The organism is Maritimibacter harenae (assembly GCF_009882975.1).
In the GTDB taxonomy this organism is placed as follows: Bacteria; Pseudomonadota; Alphaproteobacteria; order Rhodobacterales; family Rhodobacteraceae; genus Maritimibacter; species Maritimibacter harenae.
Window position 1 is genome coordinate 235,475 of sequence record NZ_WTUX01000012.1, and the last position, 19,659, is coordinate 255,133.

Genomic DNA, 19,659 nt, shown 5'->3' on the forward strand with positions numbered 1-19,659 from the left:
TGGTGAAGCCTTGCGGCCGGCGCGCTGCAAGGCTTTGCTTTTATTGCCTTTCCGGAGCTCTACTTTTCTAGGATTCTAGAATTCCGGAGACCCGTGGCGCACCTGGCCGCCGCACCGCACGTCCGCGGCTTGCCTGCCCGAAACGTTCCGACTAAACCCGGGCCATGCCGCGTGACCTCGACCTTCTGAAATCCGTCTTCGGCTTCGATGCCTTCCGACCGGGGCAGGAAGAGATCGTCAACGCCGTCACGGCGGGCGAGGACACGCTTGCCATCATGCCCACCGGCGGCGGCAAATCCCTGTGCTTCCAGTTGCCCGCCCTTCTGCGCGACGGCGTCACCGTGGTGATTTCGCCCCTGATCGCCCTGATGCGCGACCAGGTCCGTGCCCTGCGCGCGGTCGGGGTGGAAGCCGGGGCGCTCACCTCAGGCAACACCGAGGCCGAGACCGACGCGGTGTTCGAGGCGATCGCGGAAGGCCGGCTGAAACTGCTCTACATGGCGCCCGAACGGCTCGCCTCCGGTGGGACGGTCAACCTCCTGCGCCGGGCCGGCGTCACGCTCATCGCGGTGGACGAGGCGCATTGCGTCAGCCAGTGGGGCCACGATTTCCGCCCGGATTACCTGCGGATCGGCGAACTCAAGGCCGCGCTCGACGTGCCGCTCGCCGCCTTCACCGCCACGGCGGACGAGGAAACGCGGGCCGAGATCGAGACCAAGCTTTTCGCGGGCGCCCGGCCCCGCAGCTTCCTGCGCGGCTTCGACCGGCCGAACATCCACCTGGCCTTCGCGGTGAAGGACGGGCCGCGCCGCCAGGTGCTCGATTTCGCCGAGGCGCGGCGGGGGCTGTCGGGGATCGTCTATGCCGCGACGCGGGCCAAGACGGAAACGCTGGCGCAGGCGCTGGTGGACGCGGGCCATGCCGCGATCCCCTACCATGCCGGTCTCGACCCGGACCGGCGGCGCGAGGTCGAGCGGCGTTTCCAGACCGAGGACGGGCTGGTGGTGGTGGCCACCGTCGCCTTCGGCATGGGGATCGACAAGCCCGACATCCGCTGGGTGGCGCATGCCGACCTGCCCAAGAGCATCGAGGCCTATTACCAGGAGATCGGTCGCGCGGGCCGCGACGGGGCGCCGGCGGAGACGCTCACGCTCTACGGGCCGGACGACATCCGCCTGCGCCGCAGCCAGATCGACGAGGGACTCGCCCCGCCGGAACGGCGCGCCGCGGACCACGCGCGGCTGAACGCGCTCCTGGGACTGGCCGAGGCCGCGGGCTGCCGGCGCCAGAAGCTCCTGGCCTATTTCGGAGAAGCGGCCGAGGGTTGCGGCAATTGCGACACCTGCGACCGCCCGCCGGAAACCTTCGACGCCACCGTGCCGGTGATGAAGGCGCTGTCGGCCGCCCTGCGCACCGGCGAAAGCTTCGGGGCCGGGCACCTGATCGACATCCTGATCGGCAACGAGACCGAGAAGGTGCGCCAGCGCGGGCATCACGACCTGCCGACCTTCGCGGTGGGCCGCGACATGACGCGCGGCCAGTGGCAGGCGCTGTTCCGGCAGATGATGGGGCTCGATTTCGTGCGGCCGGACCCGGAGCGTCACGGCGCGCTGAGGGTGACCGAGGCCGCCCACCCGGTCCTCAAGGGTGAGGCCGAGGTAGTGCTGCGCCGTGACACCGTGAAGACCACCAAGGCGCGCCCCGCCGTGAAGGCGCTGGTCAACGACGAGGATGCGCCGCTTCTCTCCGCCCTCAAGGCCAAGCGCCGTGCGCTGGCCGAGGCACAGCGCGTGCCGGCCTACGTCGTCTTTCCCGACCGCACCCTGATCGAGATGGCCGAGGCGCGGCCCGCCTCGCTCGACGACATGGCCCGGATTTCCGGGATCGGCGCCAAGAAGCTCGAGAAATACGGGGCGGCGTTCCTGTCGGTCATCGCCGGCGAGGCCGAGGCGATGCATCCCTCGCGCCGCAAGCTTGCCGGGTCCGAGGCCGGGGTGCTCTTCGACCGGCTGTCGGAAACCGCGCGCGATCTCTACCGCGGGGTCGACGGGTTCGCGAAGCCCTTGTCGCTGACCCCCTCGCAACTGAGGCAGATCGCGGAACGCCGTCCGTCATCCGAAGAGGATCTGGCGCGTATCAAGGGTATGGATACCGCCCGGATCGACCGTTTCGGGTCGGCATTTCTGTCGCTGATACACGAGAGGTTCTGATGCTTGTTGTCATCTCCCCCGCGAAGAAACTGGATGAAACCGAAGCCCGCGCGCCCGGCGGCACCGCCCCGCATTTTGCCGCGGAGACGGCGAAGCTCGCGAAGACGGCGGTGTTGAAACAGCCCCGCAAGCTCGAAGAGCTGATGGGGATTTCCGAGAAGCTGGGCAAGCTGAACGCGGAACGGTTCAAGCGCTTCGGCTCTGGTGACGGCGCGAAGCCTGCGATCGAGATGTTCGCGGGCGACACCTATACCGGTTTCGATGCGCCGTCGCTCGATTCCGACGCGATGGACTATGCGCAGGACCACCTGCGCATCCTGTCCGGGCTCTACGGGCTTCTGCGCCCGCGCGACATGATCGAACCCCACCGGCTGGAAATGGGCACCCGGCTCAAGACCCGGCGGGGCACGTCGCTTTACGACTTCTGGGGGGACCGGATCGCCAAGCGGCTGAATGAAGAAGCCGAAAGGCTCGGTACCGACACGCTGATCAACTGCGCCTCGGTGGAATACTTCACCGCGGCGGACCGCGATGCGCTGAAGCTCCGGGTGATCACCCCGGTGTTCTACGAGACCAAGGCGGGCGAACCGAAAATCGTGAGCTTCTACGCCAAGCAGGCGCGTGGGGCGATGGCGCGGTTCGTCTGCGAGAACCGGATCACGGACCCTGCCGACCTGGCCGATTTCCGGTCGGGCGGCTACCGCTACCAGCCGGACATGAGTGAACCCGATCGCCCGGTCTTCCTGCGCGCGGAATCGGATCAGGACGCCGCCTGAGCCGGCGCCAGGGGTGCCACGGCACCGTCGGGGCATTGCGCACGGATTTCGGCCAGGATCCTGTCCTTCGGAAAGGGCTTCGCGAAATGGGCGTCGAGCCCGTGCGCCATGACGTCCGCCCCGTCCCCGCGCATGGCATGCGCCGTCAGCGCCACGATACGGGTGCGCGGAAGGCCCCGCACCGCTTCGAGCTCGCGAATCCTGCCGGTGGCGGTCTTGCCGTCCATGCCGGGCATGGAAATGTCCATGAAGACCAGGTCGGGCGGGCTCTCTTCGAACGCGTCCACCGCTTCGAACCCGTTGGCGGCGAAGACCAGGTCGATGTCGCAATCCTTCACGAGCTTCGAGAAGACGAAGCGGTTGGTCTTGTTGTCCTCGGCGACCAGCACCCGCATCCGGCGCGGTGCGGGCTCCGGGTCTTGCGCATCGTCCATGTCGACGAAGATATTCTCCACCGGTGCGCCGCGCGATGAGCGGAACCCCGGCACTTCGGGCGCGGGCAGCGCGGCGAGGAGCGCCATCAGCGCAGGCCGTGAGTGGGGCTTTTGCAGCACGCGCGTGTCGTCGCAGGTCGGGCTGTCGGCCAGCGGGTCGGCCACGGTGATGATCGGCGCCGGGGCGTGCGCGCAGAGATCGCCCTGCCCGCGCAGGAGCTTCTGGTCGGCGAAGATGACGTCGGCCGAGGCCGCCCGTGCAAGCCCCGCCTCGATCCCGTCCGCCTCTTCGACCGAGAGGCCCAGCGCGATCAGCCGCTTGGCCAGGATCGCGCGGTGCATGTCGTCGGGCATGACCAGGAGCGCATGACGCAGCCAGGCGGGCGCATCCGGCACGTCCTCTTCCGCCGCGCGCGGCAGCGTGACGTGGAAACCGAAGCAGGAGCCGACCCCCGCCTCGCTGTCGACCCAGATCTCGCCCCCCATCAGCCCGACGAGTTGGCGGGTGATGGCAAGGCCCAGCCCGGTGCCCTCGAAAGGGCGGTTGTTGTCCGCCTCCACCTGGTTGAATTCGCCGAAGACGTGGCCCAGCTGATCGGCCGGGATGCCGATCCCCGTGTCCTCGACCGTGACGTGGATGCGGTCGGGTCCGTCCGGCCCCTCGGGCACCCCGAGCACCCGGACAAGCACGTGGCCCGAGGGCGTGAACTTCACCGCGTTGCCCACGAGGTTGGTGACGACCTGGCGCAGGCGGACCGGGTCGCCCACGAAACGGGTCGGCAGGAACATGTCGTAGTCGAGCATGATCTTGAGGTTCTTCTCGCGCACCGAGGGCATCAGCAGCGCGATCACGTCGAGGATCGTCTGCTCGAAGTCGAATGGTTCCGGGTGAAGCTCCAGCTTCGCGGCCTCGATCTTCGAGTAATCCAGCACGTCGTTTATGATGGTCAGAAGCGCGCGGCCCGACGAACGGATCGTGTCGACATAGGACGACAGCTCCTCGTCCAGGTCGTGTTCGGCCATCAGGTCGGCCATGCCGAGAACCCCGTTCATCGGTGTCCGGATTTCGTGGCTCATGTTGGCCAGGAAGGCGGATTTCGCGCGGTTGGCGGCCTCTGCCCGTTCGCGGGCGAGGCGCATCGCGTTCTGTCGGCGGATCGCCTGCGTGACGTCGATCGCCATCGACACGGTGTCGCCGCCGGGAGCGCGCCGGTCGACGAGCCGCACGTAGGCGCCGTTCCACAGGCGGATCTGGCGCGGTTCCGGTGCGTCCTGCGCCCAGCGCGCCAGCATCCAGTCGCGCCACTCGGGGGCGCTGCGCATGCCCGTGTCGACGATCCCCTCGGACAGCGCCGCCTCGACGATTTCCTCGTAATGCGCGCCGGGGCGGATGCATTCGAGTCCGTCGAACGGGGCGTAATAGGCCGGGTTGGCGATGATCAGGCGGTTGTCGGCGTCGAACACCGCGAAGCCGTCCCCGATCGCCTCGACCGAGGCCCAGAGGCGGCGCTTGGCGATGTCGACCTCCTGCGACTTGCGTTCGAGATCCTCGCGCACCTCGACCACCTGTTCGCGGGTTTCGACAAGGTCCTCGGACAGGCTGCGGGCGTGGCGCGACAGCATGCGGTTCGCCTCCTGCAACTCCGCCTCCTTGCGGGCCAGAAGCCGCTCGGCCGCCATGCGCGCGCGCCGCTCTTCCGTCAAAAGGTTCTCCGCCGTCATCGCAGCCTCCTGTCGCCATTCCGCTGCCGAAGTGTCGCCGAACGAGGTGAACGCGCCCTTAACGGCGACGGGACGCGCGGCGGGAATCGTTGTCAGGTTCAAGGGGTCGTGGCAGCATATCTGCGGCACAGGAGGATGCGGCCATGCTCAAGCTTTTCATTTCAATCACGATTTTCTTTGCCTCGACCCTTCAGACAATCGCACAGGACGCGGTCCCCGACCGGCGGATCGTCCTGCACCGCGACGTGGATTTCTACGGCTCCGACCTTCAATCCATCTTCGACACCACGCTGGAGGCCTGCGAATCCGCCTGTCTCACCCGGGGCGAGTGCCGCGCCTTCACCTTCAACACCCGCAACGGATCGTGCTTTCTGAAGTCCGATGTGACCGAGGAGGCGGAATATGCCGGGGCCTTTTCCGGCCGAATCGTGGCGGAAGACCCGGCGGTGCTGGCCGCGGCGCCGGACCGTGCGGCGGACCTGCGCGGTTTCCTGAGCGAGGCCGACCTCGACGCCGCCGCGGAGCGGGCCCGCGGCCTGCCCAACGACTTCGTCGCGGGCGGCTGGACGGCCGAGGCGCTCAGCCAGTACGCGATCTCGGCCGAGCGGGACGGCAACTACCTTGACGCCATGCGCAACATGGGCGCGGCGACGGTGGTGAGCGGCGCGGGCGGCGACTGGGCGGAATACGCGCGGCTGGCTTATGCCACGGCCAACGTGACCGACGACCAGAACGCCGAGCGCCAATACCTCGAGACCGCGTTCGAGGCCGCGACGGCGGCCTACCTGCGGCTGCGCAACCCGGCGACCCGGGCCAACGCGCTGATCACGATGGCCCGCGCGCTCGAAGGGCTGGGGCGCGGACGCGACATGATCCCTGCGCTGCGGCTGGCGCAGGAACTTGCCCCGCGTGACGACACGGCGCAGGCGCTCGACCGCGCCGTGGGGCTTTACGGTTTCCGCGTCACGGATACCCGCGTGGAAAGCGACGCCGCACAGCCGCGCATCTGCGCCGAGTTCTCCGAACCGCTGGCCGAGACCGGGCGCACCTATGCCGACTTCGTGCAATCCGACACCTCCGGACTCGCCGTCGACGTATCGGACCGGCAGCTCTGCATCGCCGGGGTGGAACACGGACAGCGCTATTCGATGACCCTGCGCGCGGGGCTTCCGGCGGCCTCCGGCGAAACGCTGCGGCGCCCGGTGCAGCTGACGCAGTACGTGCGCGACCGGTCCCCGTCCGTCATCTTCCCCGGCCGGGCCTATGTCCTGCCGCGCACCGAGGACGCGGGCCTTCCCGTGGTCACCGTCAACACCGACGCGCTGGACCTGACGGTGATGAAGGTCTCCGACCGCAACCTCGTACGCACGATGCAGGAGAACATCCTGGGCAATTCCATCGACCCTTGGCGGGAGGAATACCTGGAAAGCCGTATGGCCCGCGTCGTGTGGGAGGGCGAGGCCAGCGTGGGCTCCGAGCTGAACGCCAACATCACCACGCGCCTGCCGATCGGCGAGGCGATCGCGGGGATGGAGCCGGGCGTCTACGCGTTGCAGGCCGCCGTACCGGGTGAGGACACCTACGACGTGCCGCCCGCGACGCAGTGGTTCGTGATCTCGGACATCGGGCTGACCTCGATGCTTGGGGCGGATGGGCTGCATGTGTTCGCCCGCTCGCTCAACACCGCCGAACCGATGGCGGGCGCCCGGATCGAGCTTCTGTCCGAGGCCAACACGGTGTTGGGCGAGCGGGAGACCGACGCGGACGGCTACGCGCATTTCCCGGCCACCATGACGGCCGGACGCGGATCCGCCGCGCCAGCGGTGATCGTCGCCGAGAATGGCGAGGCGGACCTTGTGTACCTGTCGCTGCGCGGGCCGGAATTCGACCTGTCCGACCGGGGTGTCGAGGGCAATCCGGCCGCGCCGCCGGTCGACGTGTTCCTGACTACGGACCGGGGCGCCTACCGCGCCGGCGAGACGATCCATGCCACCGCGCTGGCCCGCGACGCGAAGGCGCAGGCGATCCCGGGCCTGCCGATCACCGCCGTGCTGAGCCGCCCGGACGGCGTGGAATACGCGCGCCAGGTTTCGGACGGCGCGGGTGCCGGGGGCCACGTCTTCGACATGCCCGTCTCGGGCGCCGCGCCGCGCGGCACCTGGCGGCTGGACGTGTTCGCGGACCCGGAAGAACCCGCGCTCGCCTCCACCACGCTGCTGGTCGAGGATTTCCTGCCGGAGCGGATCGACTTCGACCTCGCCCTGCCCGACGGGCCGGTCGCGGCGACCGATACGCCGCGGCTGTCGATCGACGCGCGCTATCTCTTCGGTGCGCCGGGGGCGGACCTGGCCTACGAGGGGCAGGTCCGTCTGAGCGCTACGCGCGAGATCGAGGCACGCCCGGGCTATGTCTTCGGGATGTGGAACGACCGGATCGTGCCGGAGTACCAGTCCCTGCCCGAGGGGCGCACGGACGCCTCCGGCCGGGCGCAGGTGCCGGTCACCTTCCCGGATATCGAGGCCCCGGGCCGTCCCCTGAATGCGCGTGTCACGGTACGCGTCAAGGAGGGCTCCGGGCGCCCGGTGGAGCGCGAAGTGTCGGTGCCGGTCACGCCCGCTTCCGACCTCATCGGGATAAAGCCGCTCTTCGACGGCGAGGTGCCGGAGAACGGGACGGCCGCGTTCGAGCTCGTGGGTCTGGGCCCCGACCTCGAAGGCGCCGAGATGGACGTGACCTGGACGGTGAACCGGGTGCGCACGCGCTACCAATGGTATTCCAGCGATGGCTACTGGAACTGGGAGCCGGTGACGACGCGCGAACGGATCGCCACGGGAACCGAAACGCTGGACGGCTCCCCGACCCGGATCGAGACCCCGGTCGAATGGGGACGCTACGAGATCGTGGTGAGCCGGACGGCAGGCGAATACCTTGCCTCCTCCGCCGCGTTCCAGGCCGGGTGGTACGTGCCCGCCGATGTCTCGGAGACGCCCGACATGCTGGAAATGTCGCTCGACGCCGAACGCTATGCGCCCGGTGACACGGCGACGCTTCGCATCGTGCCGCGCACGGCCGGCAAGGCGCTGGTGAAGGTCGTCTCCAACCGGCTGATCGACATGGTCGCGGTGGACGTGGACGGCGAGACGACCGTGGACCTTCCGGTGACCGAGGAATGGGGCGCGGGGGCCTATGTCACCGCCTCGCTGATCCGGCCGCTCGACGCGGCGGCGGGACGCAACCCGACGCGCGCGCTGGGGCTGGCCCATGCCGGGGTCGATCCCGGGGAACGCGCGCTCGACGTGTCGATCGACGCGCCCGGGACGGCACAGCCGCGCGGGCCGATGGAGGTAGCTGTCAACGTGGCCGGGCTGGCCGATGGCGACACCGGTTTCGTCACGCTGGCCGCGGTGGACCAGGGCATCCTGAACCTGACCGGGTTCGAGGACCCGGACCCGTCCGACCACTACTTCGGGCAACGCCGGCTCGGGATGGGCATTCGTGACCTCTACGGCAACCTGATCGATGGCATGACCGGGCAGATGGGCGAAATCCGCTCCGGCGGCGATGCGGGCGCGCAGATGCGGATGCAGGCCCCGCCGCCGACCGAAGAGCTCATGGCGCAGTTCTTCGGTCCGCTCGAAGTGGTCGACGGCCGCGCGACGGCCACGGTGGAGCTGCCGGAGTTCAACGGCTCGGTCCGCCTGATGGCGGTGGCCTGGTCGGAGACCGGGGTCGGCGAGGCGGGCGCGGACGTGCTGGTGCGCGACCCGATCGTGATGACCGCCTCGGTCCCGCGCTTCATGGCGCCGGGCGACGAGGCGCGGATGCTGCTGGAGCTGACCCACGCGACCGGGCCGACCGGCGACGTGATGGTGACGGCGACCAGTGCCGGGCTCGAGATCGGGGGCGGCGTGCTGGCCGACGCCATCGCGCTTGGCGAGGGCGAGACCGCGCGCGTCTCGGTCCCCATCGCGGCGGAGGCGGACGGCGTGCAGCGGATCGCGCTGACGCTGACCACGCCGGCGGACGAACGGCTGACCAAGACGCTGACGATCCCGGTCAAGTCGCTCGACCCGGAGGTGGTGCGCCAGTCGCGCTTCACCCTGGCCGCCGGCGAGACGTTCAGCTTCTCCGACGACGTGTTCGACGGGCTCACCCGGACCTCGGCCCGCGCCACGCTGGCTGCCGGTCCGTTGGCCCGGATCGACGCGCCGGGGCTGCTGGAGCGGCTCGACCGCTACCCCTACGGCTGCACCGAACAGCAGGCGAGCCGGGCGATGCCGCTTCTCTACATGGGCGGCGTGGCCGAGGCGATGGGACTGGCGGACCGCGAGGACCTGCCGGGTCGCGTGAACACCGCCATCGACGCGGTGCTGGCGAACCAGTCGGCCTCCGGCGGGTTCGGGCTGTGGCGGCCGGGGTCGGGCAACCTGTGGCTCGATGCCTTCGCCTCGGATTTCCTGTCTCGGGCGCGGGCGCAGGGCTACGCGGTGCCCGACACGGCGTTCCGCGCCGCGATGGACAACCTGCGCAACCGGGTGAATTACTACCCGGATTTCGAGGACGGCGGGCGTGACCTCGCCTACGCGCTCTACGTGCTGGCGCGCGAGGGTGCGGCGGCGATGGGCGATCTGCGCTACTACGCGGACGTGAAGGCGGACGCCTTCGACTCCCCCCTCGCCTCCGCGCAGCTGGGCGCGGCGCTCGCCGCCTATGGCGATCCGACGCGGGCCGACCGGCTTTTCGCGCAGGCCGACCGCCAGATCGACTCGCAGTCGCCGGAGGGCCAGGTCTGGCGCGCCGATTTCGGCACCGCGCTGCGCGATGCCGCCGCCGTCCTGACGCTTGCCGTCGAGGCGGGGTCCGAGGCGGTGGACCGCAAGGCACTGACCACCCGGGTGGCCCAAGGCGACCGGCACCTGTCGACGCAGGAAGCCACGTGGTCGCTCATGGCGGCCAACGCGCTGCTGGGCGACACGGCCGAGGCCGGGATCGTTCTGAACGGCGCGCCGATGACCGGCCCGCTGGTCGACGTCATGAACCCGCTGTCGCTATCGACGCCCTGGCGGGTCGAGAACACCGGGACACGTCCCGTCAATCTCACCGTGTCGACCTTCGGCGTGCCCACCACGCCGCAACCACCGACCGCGAACGGCTACACCATCGGGCGGCAATACTTCACGATGGAGGGTGAGCCGGCGGACGTGGGCCGCGTGGCGCAGGGCGAGCGGCTGGTCGCCGTGGTGACGGTCACGCCGCAGGGCACCTCGGACGGGCGGCTGATGATCTCGGACCCGCTGCCCGCGGGTTTCGAGATCGACAACCCCAACCTCATCCGGGGCGGCGACATCGGCCCGCTCGACTGGCTGCAGCTGACGGAGTCGACGGAGACGACCGAGTTCCGGCAGGACCGGTTCCTCGCCGCGCTGGATTGGCGCTCGGACGATGCGATCCGGCTGGCCTATATCGTGCGGGCGGTGACGCCGGGGCGGTTCCACCACCCGGCGGCCTCCGTCGAGGACATGTATCGCCCCGCGTACCGCGCGACCGGCGCGACGGGCACGGTGGTGATCGAGTGAGGCTCTGGCCCGGCCTCCTGCTGGTCGGCGCGCTCTTGTCGGCCGCGGCGGGGCGTGATGCGGTCGACGACTGGGTCGCGCGTACCGAGCTTCCGCCGCTGACGGTCGAGACCTCGGACGAGGTACTGGACCGGGACGGACGGCTTCTGCGCGCCTATACGGTTGCGGATGGTCGCTGGCGGCTCGGGCTGGACGGGGCGCCGGTCGATCCGCTCTTCCTGGACCTTCTCATCGCCTACGAGGACAAGCGGTTCCGCCGCCATCACGGCGTCGATCCATTTGCGGTGGCGCGTGCCGCCGGGCAGGCCGTGGCGAACGGCGGCGTGGTGTCCGGGGCTTCGACCCTGACCATGCAGACCGCGCGGCTGTTGGAGGACGGGCCGACCGGAACGCTCCCCGGCAAGCTGCGCCAGGTGCGCGTGGCACTGGCGCTGGAGCAGCGGCTGACGAAGGACGAGATCCTCGCCCTCTACCTTGATCGTGCGCCCTACGGCGGCAACACCGAAGGCATCCGCGCGGCGACCCGCGCGTGGTTCGGCAAGGAGCCGGGACGGCTCACGCCCGCCGAAGCCGCGCTGTTGGTCGCCCTGCCCCAGTCACCGGAGACCCGGCGACCGGATCGCCACCCCGAGGCGGCACGGGCGGCGCGGGATCGGGTGATCGAGCGGACGCGCGCGGCGGGAGTGCTGGACCCCGAACGCGCGGAGACCGCCCGGCGCGCGCCGGTGCCGACACAGCGCCGTGCCCTGCCCGCGCTGGCCCCGCACATGGCCGATCGTGTCCGCGCCGAGGGACCGGGCCCCGACGGGCGGCTGGCCACCACGCTGGACGCCGGAATGCAGGCGCGGCTCGAGGCTCTGGCGCGGCGCGCGGTGGCCGACCACGGCGCGGGGCGGCTATCGATCGCGATGGTGGTGGCGGATCACCGGAGCGGAGAGGTGCTGGCCAGCGTCGGGTCGGCGGAGTATGCGCCGACGGATCGGCAGGGCTTCGTCGACATGACCCGTGCGCATCGTTCGCCCGGCTCGACGCTGAAGCCGCTGGTCTACGCGATGGCCTTCGACGACGGGCTGGCACACCCGGAAACGATGATCGACGACGCGCCGATCGCCTTCGGAAGCTACACGCCCGAGAATTTCGACGGCGCCTTTCGCGGGCCGGTGAGCGTGGCCGAGGCGTTGCGCCTGTCGCTGAACGTGCCGGTGGTCGCCCTGGCCTCGGAGATCGGGCCGGCGCGCATCCTCGCCGCGCTCGAAACGGCCGGGGCCGAGCCGCGCCTGCCCGGCGGCGCGCCGGGGCTGGCGATCACGCTCGGCGGACTGGGCGTGAGGGCCGAGGGGCTGACCGCGCTCTATGCCGGATTGGCGTCCGGCGGGCAGGTGGTGGAGCTCACGCACCGACCGGGTACGCCGCGCGCGGTGCCGGGTCGGCTGGTGTCGCCAGAGGCGGCCTGGCAGGTGGGCCATATCCTCTCGGGTCTCGCCCCGCCGCCGAACGCGCCGCGCATCCGGCTCGCCTACAAGACGGGCACGTCCTATGGCCACCGCGACACCTGGGCGGTGGGGTTCGACGGGCGCTACGTGGTGACCGTGTGGATGGGGCGCCCGGACGGGACGCCGGTGCCGGGCGCCTTCGGGGCCGAGATGGCCGCGCCGATCCTTTTCGAGGCGTTCTCCCGCGTGACTCCGGATGTCGCGCCGCTGGGTCCGCCGCCGCCGGGCACGCTGATGCTGAGCCACGCGGCGCTTCCCCGGCCCCTCCAATCCTTCCGGCCGCGCGACGCGGTCTTCGCCGCCCCGGAAGGGGAGCCGGAGCTCGCTTTTCCCCCGGACGGCGCGTTGGTGGAGACAGGGGGTATGCCGCTGGCGGTGAAGATCCGCGACGGGCAGCCGCCCTTCACGGTGATGGCGAACGGGGCGCCGGTGCTGGTGCAGAGCCACGCGCGCGACACGATGCTGGACCTGCCGGCGCCGGGGCACGTGACGCTTTCGGTAATCGACGCGGCCGGCCGGGCGGCACGGGCGCAGGTGGAACTGCGCTGAGCGGGTTTCGGCGCGGTTTCATTGCATGAAACCAGCTGCGCCAAAGAAAAAACCCCGGCGCGAAGGCCGGGGTCCTCGATTTCGCGGGGACGGCGACGATCACTTGTCGTCGTCGTCCTCGTCGTCGCTGTCGGGCAGGTTGAAGAAGCTGTCGGCATCCACCGGCTCTTCCTTCTTCTCCTCTTCGTCCTCGCCACCCAGCGTGAACGTCTCGAGCCCCTCGATCGCCGTCGGCATCTTGGGCTCCGTGTCCATCCCGAGGCTCTGCTCGGTCGAAAGCAGCTTGCGGCGCTCGTCGTCCGACATCGCCTCGCCCTCGGCGGCCTTCTTCTTGGCGGCCTTCTGCACGGCGGCGTCAAGCTCGGTCTGCTTGCACAGGCCCAGCGCGACCGGGTCGATCGGTTCCATCGCCTGGATGTTCCAGTGCGTGCGTTCGCGGATCGACTGGATCGTCGGCTTGGTGGTGCCCACGAGCTTGGCGATCTGGGCGTCGGTCAGCTCCGGGTGGAACTTCACCAGCCAGAGAATCGAGTTCGGCCGGTCCTGACGCTTGGACAGCGGGGTGTAGCGCGGGCCGCGACGCTTTTCCTCGCCCACGGCGGCCGGGTTGAACTTGAGCTTCAGCTTGTGAAGCGGCTCCTTCTCGGCCTTGTCGATCTCGTCCTGCGTCAGCTGGTTGTTGGCGATCGGGTCGAACCCTTTCACGCCCTGCGCAACCTCGCCATCCGCGATCCCCTGCACCTCGAGCTCGTGCAGGCCGCAGAAGTCGGCGATCTGCTTGAAGCTGATCGTCGTGTTGTCCACCAGCCAGACGGCGGTGGCCTTGGCCATGATCGGTTTGTCCATAGCGACACTCCTTTAGATACGCCGGTGCCGGTCCCCGGAAAGGGGCGCCTGTTGCAGGCTGGGCTACCGTTGTCGGGAAACTTGGCGCCTATATAGTGCGACGGAACCCGTGAGGAAAGAGCGAATGCGCGCCCTGATCCTGCTTCTGTGCTTGACCGGCATGGCCCGCGCCGATGGCGAGCGGGCCGGGAACTTCGACTACTACGTGCTCGCGCTCAGCTGGTCGCCGAACTGGTGCAAGCTCGAGGGCGACGCGCGCGGGTCGCCGCAATGCGACCGCGATTTCGGCTGGGTGCTGCACGGGCTCTGGCCACAATACGAGGACGGGTGGCCCGCCTATTGCCCGACCACCGAACGCGCGCCCACGCGCCGGATGACGGCCGCGCAGGCGGACCTTTTCGGCGACGGCGGCGCGGCGTGGTACCAGTGGCGCAAGCACGGGGTGTGCTCGGGCCTGGCGCCGGAGGCGTATTACGACCTGGCGCGTGACGCCTACGCGGCGGTCGAGCGTCCGGAGGTGCTGCGCAAGATCGACCGCACCTTCAGCATCCCCGCCACCGTGATCGAGGACGCGTTCCTTCAGGCGAACCCCGGCTGGACGGCGGACATGGTGACCGTCACCTGCACGTCGGGGCACATCCAGGAGGCCCGGATCTGCCTGACGAAAGAGCTGGAGCCACGCCCCTGCGCGCCGGACGTTCGGCGCGATTGCCGGTTGGACGACGCGTTGCTCGAGCCGGTGCGGGCGGAGTAGATTCGGGGCGGCAGGGGGCGCGTCGTTGGGCCCTTGTGCGCGGCTTTAACGACGCGACAACCTGCTGATATTAAACGTGAAATATCACCACTCCACTTTTCCGGTTTTCCGGAAAAGTGGAATTCGGCGCGGCGTACCAAACGGGGTGGCAGCGCAAGACCCTTGGCGGGCCTTGCCGGCGCGCACCCCGGCACGGGACGCCCTGGCCCGACGCGCCGCTCGTCTCCCCATCGTGGCTGACACATCACCCGGCGGGGGCGAGTGCATCCCCAAGCTGGTAGGGCCAAAGCAGGAGCCCCAGCACCCCGCGCCAGAAACCCGGATGCAGGTAGCCCAGCGTGAAGAGCCACCCGGCGAACCACAGCATCCCGAGCGAGCTTTGAACGACCACTTTCGTATTGGACATGGCTTCCCCTTTCCACGTCACGATACCACGTGACGCGGCAGGCCGAATTGACCGGGATCAGACCGACACGCCCGCCAGGAGCTGATCGCGCGTCACGTCGCCCTTCTGGCCCGCGAGAGTCACCTCGCCCCGGCGCAGCACCACGAAGCGGTCGCCCAGGTCGTGGGCGAAGTCGAAGAACTGCTCGACCAGGACGATCGCCATCCTCCCCTCGTCGCGCAGCATGGCGATGACCTTGCCGATCTGCTGGATGATGTTGGGCTGGATGCCCTCGGTCGGCTCGTCGAGCAGCAGGAGCTTGGGCTTGGTGATGAGCGCACGGGCGATGGCCAGCTGTTGCTGCTGACCACCCGACAGGTCGCCGCCGCGGCGATTCTGCATTTCCTTGAGCACCGGGAAGAGCTCGAACATCGCCTCGGGCACCTCGTGCTCGCCCTTGGGCAGGCAGGCGAAGGCGGTTTCCATGTTCTCGCGCACGGTGAGCAGCGGGAAGATCTCGCGCCCCTGCGGGACCAGCGCGACCCCTTTCTGGGCCAGCGCGTGGGGCGGCAGGACGGGCAGGCTTTCGCCGTCCAGCTCGACCGTGCCCGCCGAGCGCGGGTGGCGGCCGCAGATCGCGCGGATGAGGGATGTCTTGCCCACGCCGTTGGTGCCCATCACGCAGGTGATCTGGCCGGTGGCGGCCTCCATGTCGATGCCGTTGAGAATCTGGGAATGGCCGTAGTGCAGCGTCAGGTCGCGGGTTTTCAGCATGGTCGTCCTGCCTTGGAAAAGCGGTGCGTGGGGGATCGGTGAGACTTGCGCATGCCGGTCAGCGCCCCAGGTAGACGTCGATGACCTGCTTGTTCGCGGTCACGTGGTCGAGCGAGCCTTCGGCCAGGACCGAACCCTCGTGCAGTACCGTCACCTTGCAGTTCAGGCGTCGCACGAATTCCATGTCGTGCTCGACCACCACGACGGCGCGGGTCTTCGCCGCTTCGACGAGGATGTCGGTGGTCTTCTCGCGCTCTTCCGGTGTCATCCCGGCGGCGGGTTCGTCGACCAGCAGGAGCTTGGGCTCCTGGGCAAGCAGCATCCCGATCTCGAGCCATTGCTTCTGCCCGTGGCTGAGTTCGCCCGCCTTTCGTCCGAGCGCGTTGGACAGGCCGATCTCGGCGGCGAGTTCCGAGACGCGGTTCATGTCGGCATCGGTCGGTTTCCAGAACAGCACCGCGAAGGCGCGGCGGTTGTTCCTCAGCGCCATCAGGAGGTTGTCCTCGACCGACTGGTCTTCGAACACCGTCGGTTTCTGGAACTTGCGCCCGATCCCCTCCTGCGCGATGCGTGCCTCGTTCATGCCGATCAGGTTGCGCGACATCTCGCCCCACAGCACCGTGCCCTCGTCCGGCTTCGTCTTGCCGGTGACGATGTCCATGAAGGTGGTCTTGCCCGCCCCGTTGGGGCCGATGATCGCGCGAAGCTCGGCCCGGCCGATGTTGAAGGACAGGTTGTTGATCGCGCGAAACCCGTCGAACGTCACCGAGATCCCGTTCACTTCCAGAAGCTGGCTCATTCCTCGGCCTCCTCTTCACGCAGCGATCCGTGGTCGGGTCCCAGGTCCGCGCCGTGGCGGTCCGGGTGGTGGCGGCCGGAGACGAGATCGAAGAGCCCGCCGATCCCCTGCGGGGCGAAGAGCGTGACCAGCACGAAGGACAGGCCCAGGAGAATCGTCCACCAGTCGACCCATTGGATCGTGTAGAAACCCAGGTTGATGTCGGGGGCCTGGCCGCCGGTGAAGTAGGTCGACACGAGGCTCACGAAGACCGCGCCGATCACGGCGCCGTAGAGCCGCCCGCGCCCGCCGATGGCGACCCAGACGGCGAGGTAGATCGAGGCGATGGGCGCTATCTCGGCCGGGTTGATGATGCCGGCCTGCGGGTAGTAGAGCGCGCCGGCGATGCCCGCGATCATGGCTGTGACGGTGAAGAGGAACAGCTTGTAGCCCTCGACCGAGTAGCCGAGGAAGCGCACCCGCGCCTCGTTGTCGCGGATACCGCGGATCACGCTGCCGAACTTGCCCGACACGATCCAAGCGGCGAAGACATAGCCCAGCGCGAGCGCGAGCGCCGAGCCCCAGAAGAACCACATGGAGACGTAATCCTGGCTCACGTCGTCGAGGCCGGGGAGGTTCTGAAGCCCGGAGAGGCCGTTGTTCCCGCGCAGGCCGCTGTCGTTCTGGAAGAGGTAGAGCGACAGGGCCAGCGTCATCGCCTGCGTCAGGATCGAGAGATAGACGCCTGTGACGCGCGACCGGAAGGCGAGCCAGCCGAAGACGAAGGCAAGGAGGCCCGGCACCAGCACGACGAGGGCGAGCTGGAGCACGAGGCTGTCGGCGAAGGCCCAGACGGCCGGGAACTCGGAACTGCCGACGACGCCGAAGATCTGGTTGCCGATGCCGTCGACGATCTCCTGCTCGGTCGGCGGGATCGGTGCCTCCATCATGGAGCTTTCCACGATCTCGCGCGTCCGCTCGTACATGAGCCACATGCCGATCATGTAGCCGCCGAGCCCGAAGAAGGCGAAATGGCCCAGCGAAAGGATGCCCGCGTAGCCCCAGATCAGGTCCATCGCGACCGCGACGAGCGCGAGACACAGGGTCTTGCCCAGCGTCTTCACGAAGGAGGTCGAGATCATGCCGGCGCCGAAGGCCTCGGACATGAAGGTGACGCCGATGGTGAAGATCGCGAGCACCAGGAGGAAGATCAGGATCGACGGATTTCGTCCGATGAAGCTGCGGTTCATGCCTGCGCCTCCCGGGTCCCGCTCGCCCGCCCGACGGGCGCGCTGGCTTGCGTGGCTGTGCGTGTGACGGTCATGCTCAATCCCCCGCCGCGCGGCCCTTGAGGGCGATGATCCCCCGGGGCCGGAACTGGATGAAGATGATGATGAAGATGATCATGTAGGTCTGCGCCGCCAGCGTGTTGGACGGGTTGAACCATTCGATCCCCTTGTGCAGCGCCCCGATCAGCCCGGCGCCCAGGAGCGTGCCCCAGATGTTGCCGACGCCGCCCACGACCACGGTCATGAAGGACTGCACGATATAGGCCTGCCCGATCTCGGACGTGACCTGCGCGTAGAGCCCGATGGCCACACCCGCGATCCCCGCGATGCCGGAGCCCAGCCCGAAGGTAAGCATGTTCACGCGGCCCGGGTTGATCCCCATCGCGCCCGCCATGCCGGGGTTCTGCGTGACCGCGCGGGTTTCGAGACCGAGCCGCGTACGCTTCATGATGAAGAGGAAGACGCACAGGAAGACCAGGGCGAGCACGAAGATCGCAATGCGCACGGTGGAGATCGACACCACGTCGTTCAGCACCACCGAGCCCCCCAGCCAGTCGGGCGAGGTGAGCGGGCGGGCCTGCGTGCCGAAGATGTTCTTGGCGAGCTGTTGCAGCGCGATCGAGATGCCGAAGGTGGCAAGGAGCGTCTCCAGCGGGCGGTTGTAGAGCCAGCGGATCACCAGCCGTTCCATCGCCACGCCCGCCGCGAAGGTCACGGCGAAGGCGAGAGGGATGGCCACGATGATCGAGGCGGTGTGGTTCGGGATGATCTGCTGCACCACGTAGCCCGTGTAGGCGCCCATCATGATGAATTCGCCGTGGGCCATGTTGATGACCCCCATCACGCCGAAGGTGATGGCGAGCCCGATGGCGGCGAGGAAGTAGATCGACCCGAGGCTGAGCGCGTCGAGCCCGAGGTCGAGGAACTGGTTCAGGCCCACGTTGGTGTCGATTTTGCCCAGGGCGCGGTTGGCGGCCGCGGTGATCGCCGGGTTGGGCTCGGCATAGACGGCGACGAAGGTCGCGTCCTCGACCGCCTGCGCGGCCTCCTCGGCGGTCGGGCGGGGCGGGATCGTCCCGGCGTCGACCAGCGCGCCGTAGGCGGCTTCGCGGCGTTCGGGATCGAAAAGCTCCGCCACCGGGATGCCGCCCACGCGGCCGTCGACGATGTTGTCCTGAAGCGTCGCGCGCAGGTCGTCGGACGAGACCATCGGCGGCCCGTCCAGCATCTCGTAGGCTTCCGCGACCGGGAGCTCTTCGCTGCCCGGCTCGACTTCGCGCGCGATGTTGAGATCGGCGGGCACGTTGCCGTCCGGGAAGACACGGATCGTGGTGGCGACCAACGGGTTCAGCGTGGCGCGCACGTCGACGCCAAGGTCGCCGGCCATCTCCTCGATTGCCTCGATGCGCGCGTCCTCGTCTGGATCGTAGGTGATGGTCATCAACCGCTCGACGCGCATCTTGCGCTCTTTCAGCGCCGGGTCCGGCTCGCCGTCGATGGAATTGCGCAGGGGCGTCAGGAGTTCGGCATTGCCGCGCCGTTCGAGGGACGAGATCGCCTCGTCCCGCTTGGCCCGGTCCGGGTCGTTGAGCTGGAAGCTGACCAGCGCCGTGCCGATCAGGCTGCGGATGCCCGAGTTCGGCTTGATCTGTTCGAGCGCGTCGTCGGGCACCTCGCCCACGACCACGCCGGTGTCGAAATCGGTGAGCGTGAAGATGTCGTCGCCGGTCTCTTCGGCGGCGAAGAACAGGCCGTCCTCGATGCGCTGGTACATGTCGCGGGCCTGCCAGACCTCGAGCACGGTCTGCGCGGCCTCGAGTCCGCTGTTGGCCACGGCGTCGATCGCCGGGCCGATGGTGCGACGGGAGCTTTCGACGATCAGGTCGGCGTGCTCCTGCAGCACCTGCTGCATCGGGCCGAGGTCGTCGGTCGCTTGCGTCGCGGCGTCCTGCGCCTTCGCGAGCGTAGCCAGACAGACCGCGGCGAGCACGATCACCAATAGGCGTTTCAACATGCGATCCCTACCCCAAAGGAAAGGACGGCGGGGGCAGCCCCGCCGTCCGAAGCTTCGTC

At 69.0% G+C, this 19,659-nt stretch carries 12 protein-coding genes; 5 read left to right on the top strand and 7 right to left on the bottom strand.

The genetic code is table 11. The features are described 5' to 3' along the window. Positions 1–164: 164 nt before the first annotated feature. Positions 165–2,210, top strand: coding sequence for a DNA helicase RecQ (recQ, locus tag GQE99_RS11475; RefSeq protein WP_161351760.1), 2,046 nt, complete (start codon positions 165–167; stop codon positions 2,208–2,210). Next, entirely contained in the window at positions 2,210–2,986 is a 777-nt protein-coding gene (gene yaaA, locus GQE99_RS11480; RefSeq protein ID WP_161351761.1) for a peroxide stress protein YaaA, read from the top strand. The genes recQ and yaaA overlap by 1 nt, the downstream gene beginning before the upstream one ends. Here yaaA and GQE99_RS11485 read toward each other — a convergent pair. Next, positions 2,971–5,142 carry an ATP-binding protein gene (locus GQE99_RS11485; RefSeq protein WP_161351762.1) on the bottom strand — a complete coding sequence of 724 codons (2,172 nt, stop codon included), beginning with the start codon at positions 5,140–5,142 and terminating at the stop codon, positions 2,971–2,973. The two genes, yaaA and GQE99_RS11485, sit on opposite strands and share 16 nt — an antisense overlap. Positions 5,143–5,285: 143 nt before the next feature. Between GQE99_RS11485 and GQE99_RS11490 the strand changes: the two genes are divergently transcribed. Together GQE99_RS11490 and pbpC are read left to right on the top strand one after the other, a co-directional pair. After that, positions 5,286–10,718, top strand: coding sequence for an alpha-2-macroglobulin family protein (locus tag GQE99_RS11490; protein WP_161351763.1), 5,433 nt, complete (start codon positions 5,286–5,288; stop codon positions 10,716–10,718). Then, positions 10,715–12,760 (top strand): penicillin-binding protein 1C, encoded by a 2,046-nt coding sequence (gene pbpC, locus GQE99_RS11495; RefSeq protein WP_161351764.1) that lies wholly within the window; start codon positions 10,715–10,717, stop codon positions 12,758–12,760. Before GQE99_RS11490 ends, pbpC begins: the two co-directional genes overlap by 4 nt. Before the next feature lie 99 nt (positions 12,761–12,859). Here pbpC and GQE99_RS11500 read toward each other — a convergent pair whose 3' ends face one another. Further along, a complete protein-coding gene (locus GQE99_RS11500) occupies positions 12,860–13,606 on the bottom strand; it encodes a DUF1013 domain-containing protein (protein ID WP_161351765.1) in 747 nt (248 codons plus the stop codon). A gap of 124 nt (positions 13,607–13,730) precedes the next feature. Here GQE99_RS11500 and GQE99_RS11505 point away from each other — a divergent pair, with 124 nt between their 5' ends. Continuing rightward, on the top strand, positions 13,731–14,360 hold the full coding sequence (locus GQE99_RS11505) for a ribonuclease T2 family protein (RefSeq protein ID WP_161351766.1): 630 nt from the start codon (positions 13,731–13,733) through the stop codon (positions 14,358–14,360). A gap of 244 nt (positions 14,361–14,604) precedes the next feature. Here the strand turns inward: GQE99_RS11505 and GQE99_RS21295 are convergent, their stop codons facing one another. The 5 genes from GQE99_RS21295 to urtB all read right to left on the bottom strand — a co-directional run bounded on the left by GQE99_RS21295 (position 14,605) and on the right by urtB (position 19,600). Continuing rightward, positions 14,605–14,766: a hypothetical protein gene (locus GQE99_RS21295; protein ID WP_202530736.1), complete on the bottom strand. Its 162-nt coding sequence runs from the start codon at positions 14,764–14,766 to the stop codon at positions 14,605–14,607. Between the two features lie 57 nt (positions 14,767–14,823). Next, a complete protein-coding gene (gene urtE / locus GQE99_RS11510) occupies positions 14,824–15,519 on the bottom strand; it encodes an urea ABC transporter ATP-binding subunit UrtE (protein ID WP_161351767.1) in 696 nt (231 codons plus the stop codon). Positions 15,520–15,577: 58 nt separating this feature from the next. Next, on the bottom strand, positions 15,578–16,318 hold the full coding sequence (gene urtD, locus GQE99_RS11515) for an urea ABC transporter ATP-binding protein UrtD (RefSeq protein WP_161351768.1): 741 nt from the start codon (positions 16,316–16,318) through the stop codon (positions 15,578–15,580). Beyond that, positions 16,315–17,547 (bottom strand): urea ABC transporter permease subunit UrtC, encoded by a 1,233-nt coding sequence (gene urtC / locus GQE99_RS11520; protein WP_161351769.1) that lies wholly within the window; start codon positions 17,545–17,547, stop codon positions 16,315–16,317. Before urtC ends, urtD begins: the two co-directional genes overlap by 4 nt. Positions 17,548–17,623: 76 nt before the next feature. Further along, positions 17,624–19,600, bottom strand: coding sequence for an urea ABC transporter permease subunit UrtB (gene urtB / locus GQE99_RS11525; RefSeq protein WP_161351770.1), 1,977 nt, complete (start codon positions 19,598–19,600; stop codon positions 17,624–17,626). Between the last annotated feature and the right edge of the window lie 59 nt (positions 19,601–19,659).

What these genes read in the sequence shown, in the direction of transcription:
- yaaA (WP_161351761.1), top strand. Translation starts at nt 2,210, where the DNA reads ATGCTTGTTGTCATCTCCCCCGCGAAGAAACTGGATGAAACCGAAGCC.
- recQ (WP_161351760.1), top strand. Translation starts at nt 165, where the DNA reads ATGCCGCGTGACCTCGACCTTCTGAAATCCGTCTTCGGCTTCGATGCC.
- urtB (WP_161351770.1), bottom strand. Translation starts at nt 19,600, where the DNA reads ATGTTGAAACGCCTATTGGTGATCGTGCTCGCCGCGGTCTGTCTGGCT.
- GQE99_RS11485 (WP_161351762.1), bottom strand. Translation starts at nt 5,142, where the DNA reads ATGACGGCGGAGAACCTTTTGACGGAAGAGCGGCGCGCGCGCATGGCG.
- GQE99_RS11490 (WP_161351763.1), top strand. Translation starts at nt 5,286, where the DNA reads ATGCTCAAGCTTTTCATTTCAATCACGATTTTCTTTGCCTCGACCCTT.
- urtE (WP_161351767.1), bottom strand. Translation starts at nt 15,519, where the DNA reads ATGCTGAAAACCCGCGACCTGACGCTGCACTACGGCCATTCCCAGATT.
- GQE99_RS11505 (WP_161351766.1), top strand. Translation starts at nt 13,731, where the DNA reads ATGCGCGCCCTGATCCTGCTTCTGTGCTTGACCGGCATGGCCCGCGCC.
- urtC (WP_161351769.1), bottom strand. Translation starts at nt 17,547, where the DNA reads ATGAACCGCAGCTTCATCGGACGAAATCCGTCGATCCTGATCTTCCTC.
- GQE99_RS21295 (WP_202530736.1), bottom strand. Translation starts at nt 14,766, where the DNA reads ATGTCCAATACGAAAGTGGTCGTTCAAAGCTCGCTCGGGATGCTGTGG.
- GQE99_RS11500 (WP_161351765.1), bottom strand. Translation starts at nt 13,606, where the DNA reads ATGGACAAACCGATCATGGCCAAGGCCACCGCCGTCTGGCTGGTGGAC.
- urtD (WP_161351768.1), bottom strand. Translation starts at nt 16,318, where the DNA reads ATGAGCCAGCTTCTGGAAGTGAACGGGATCTCGGTGACGTTCGACGGG.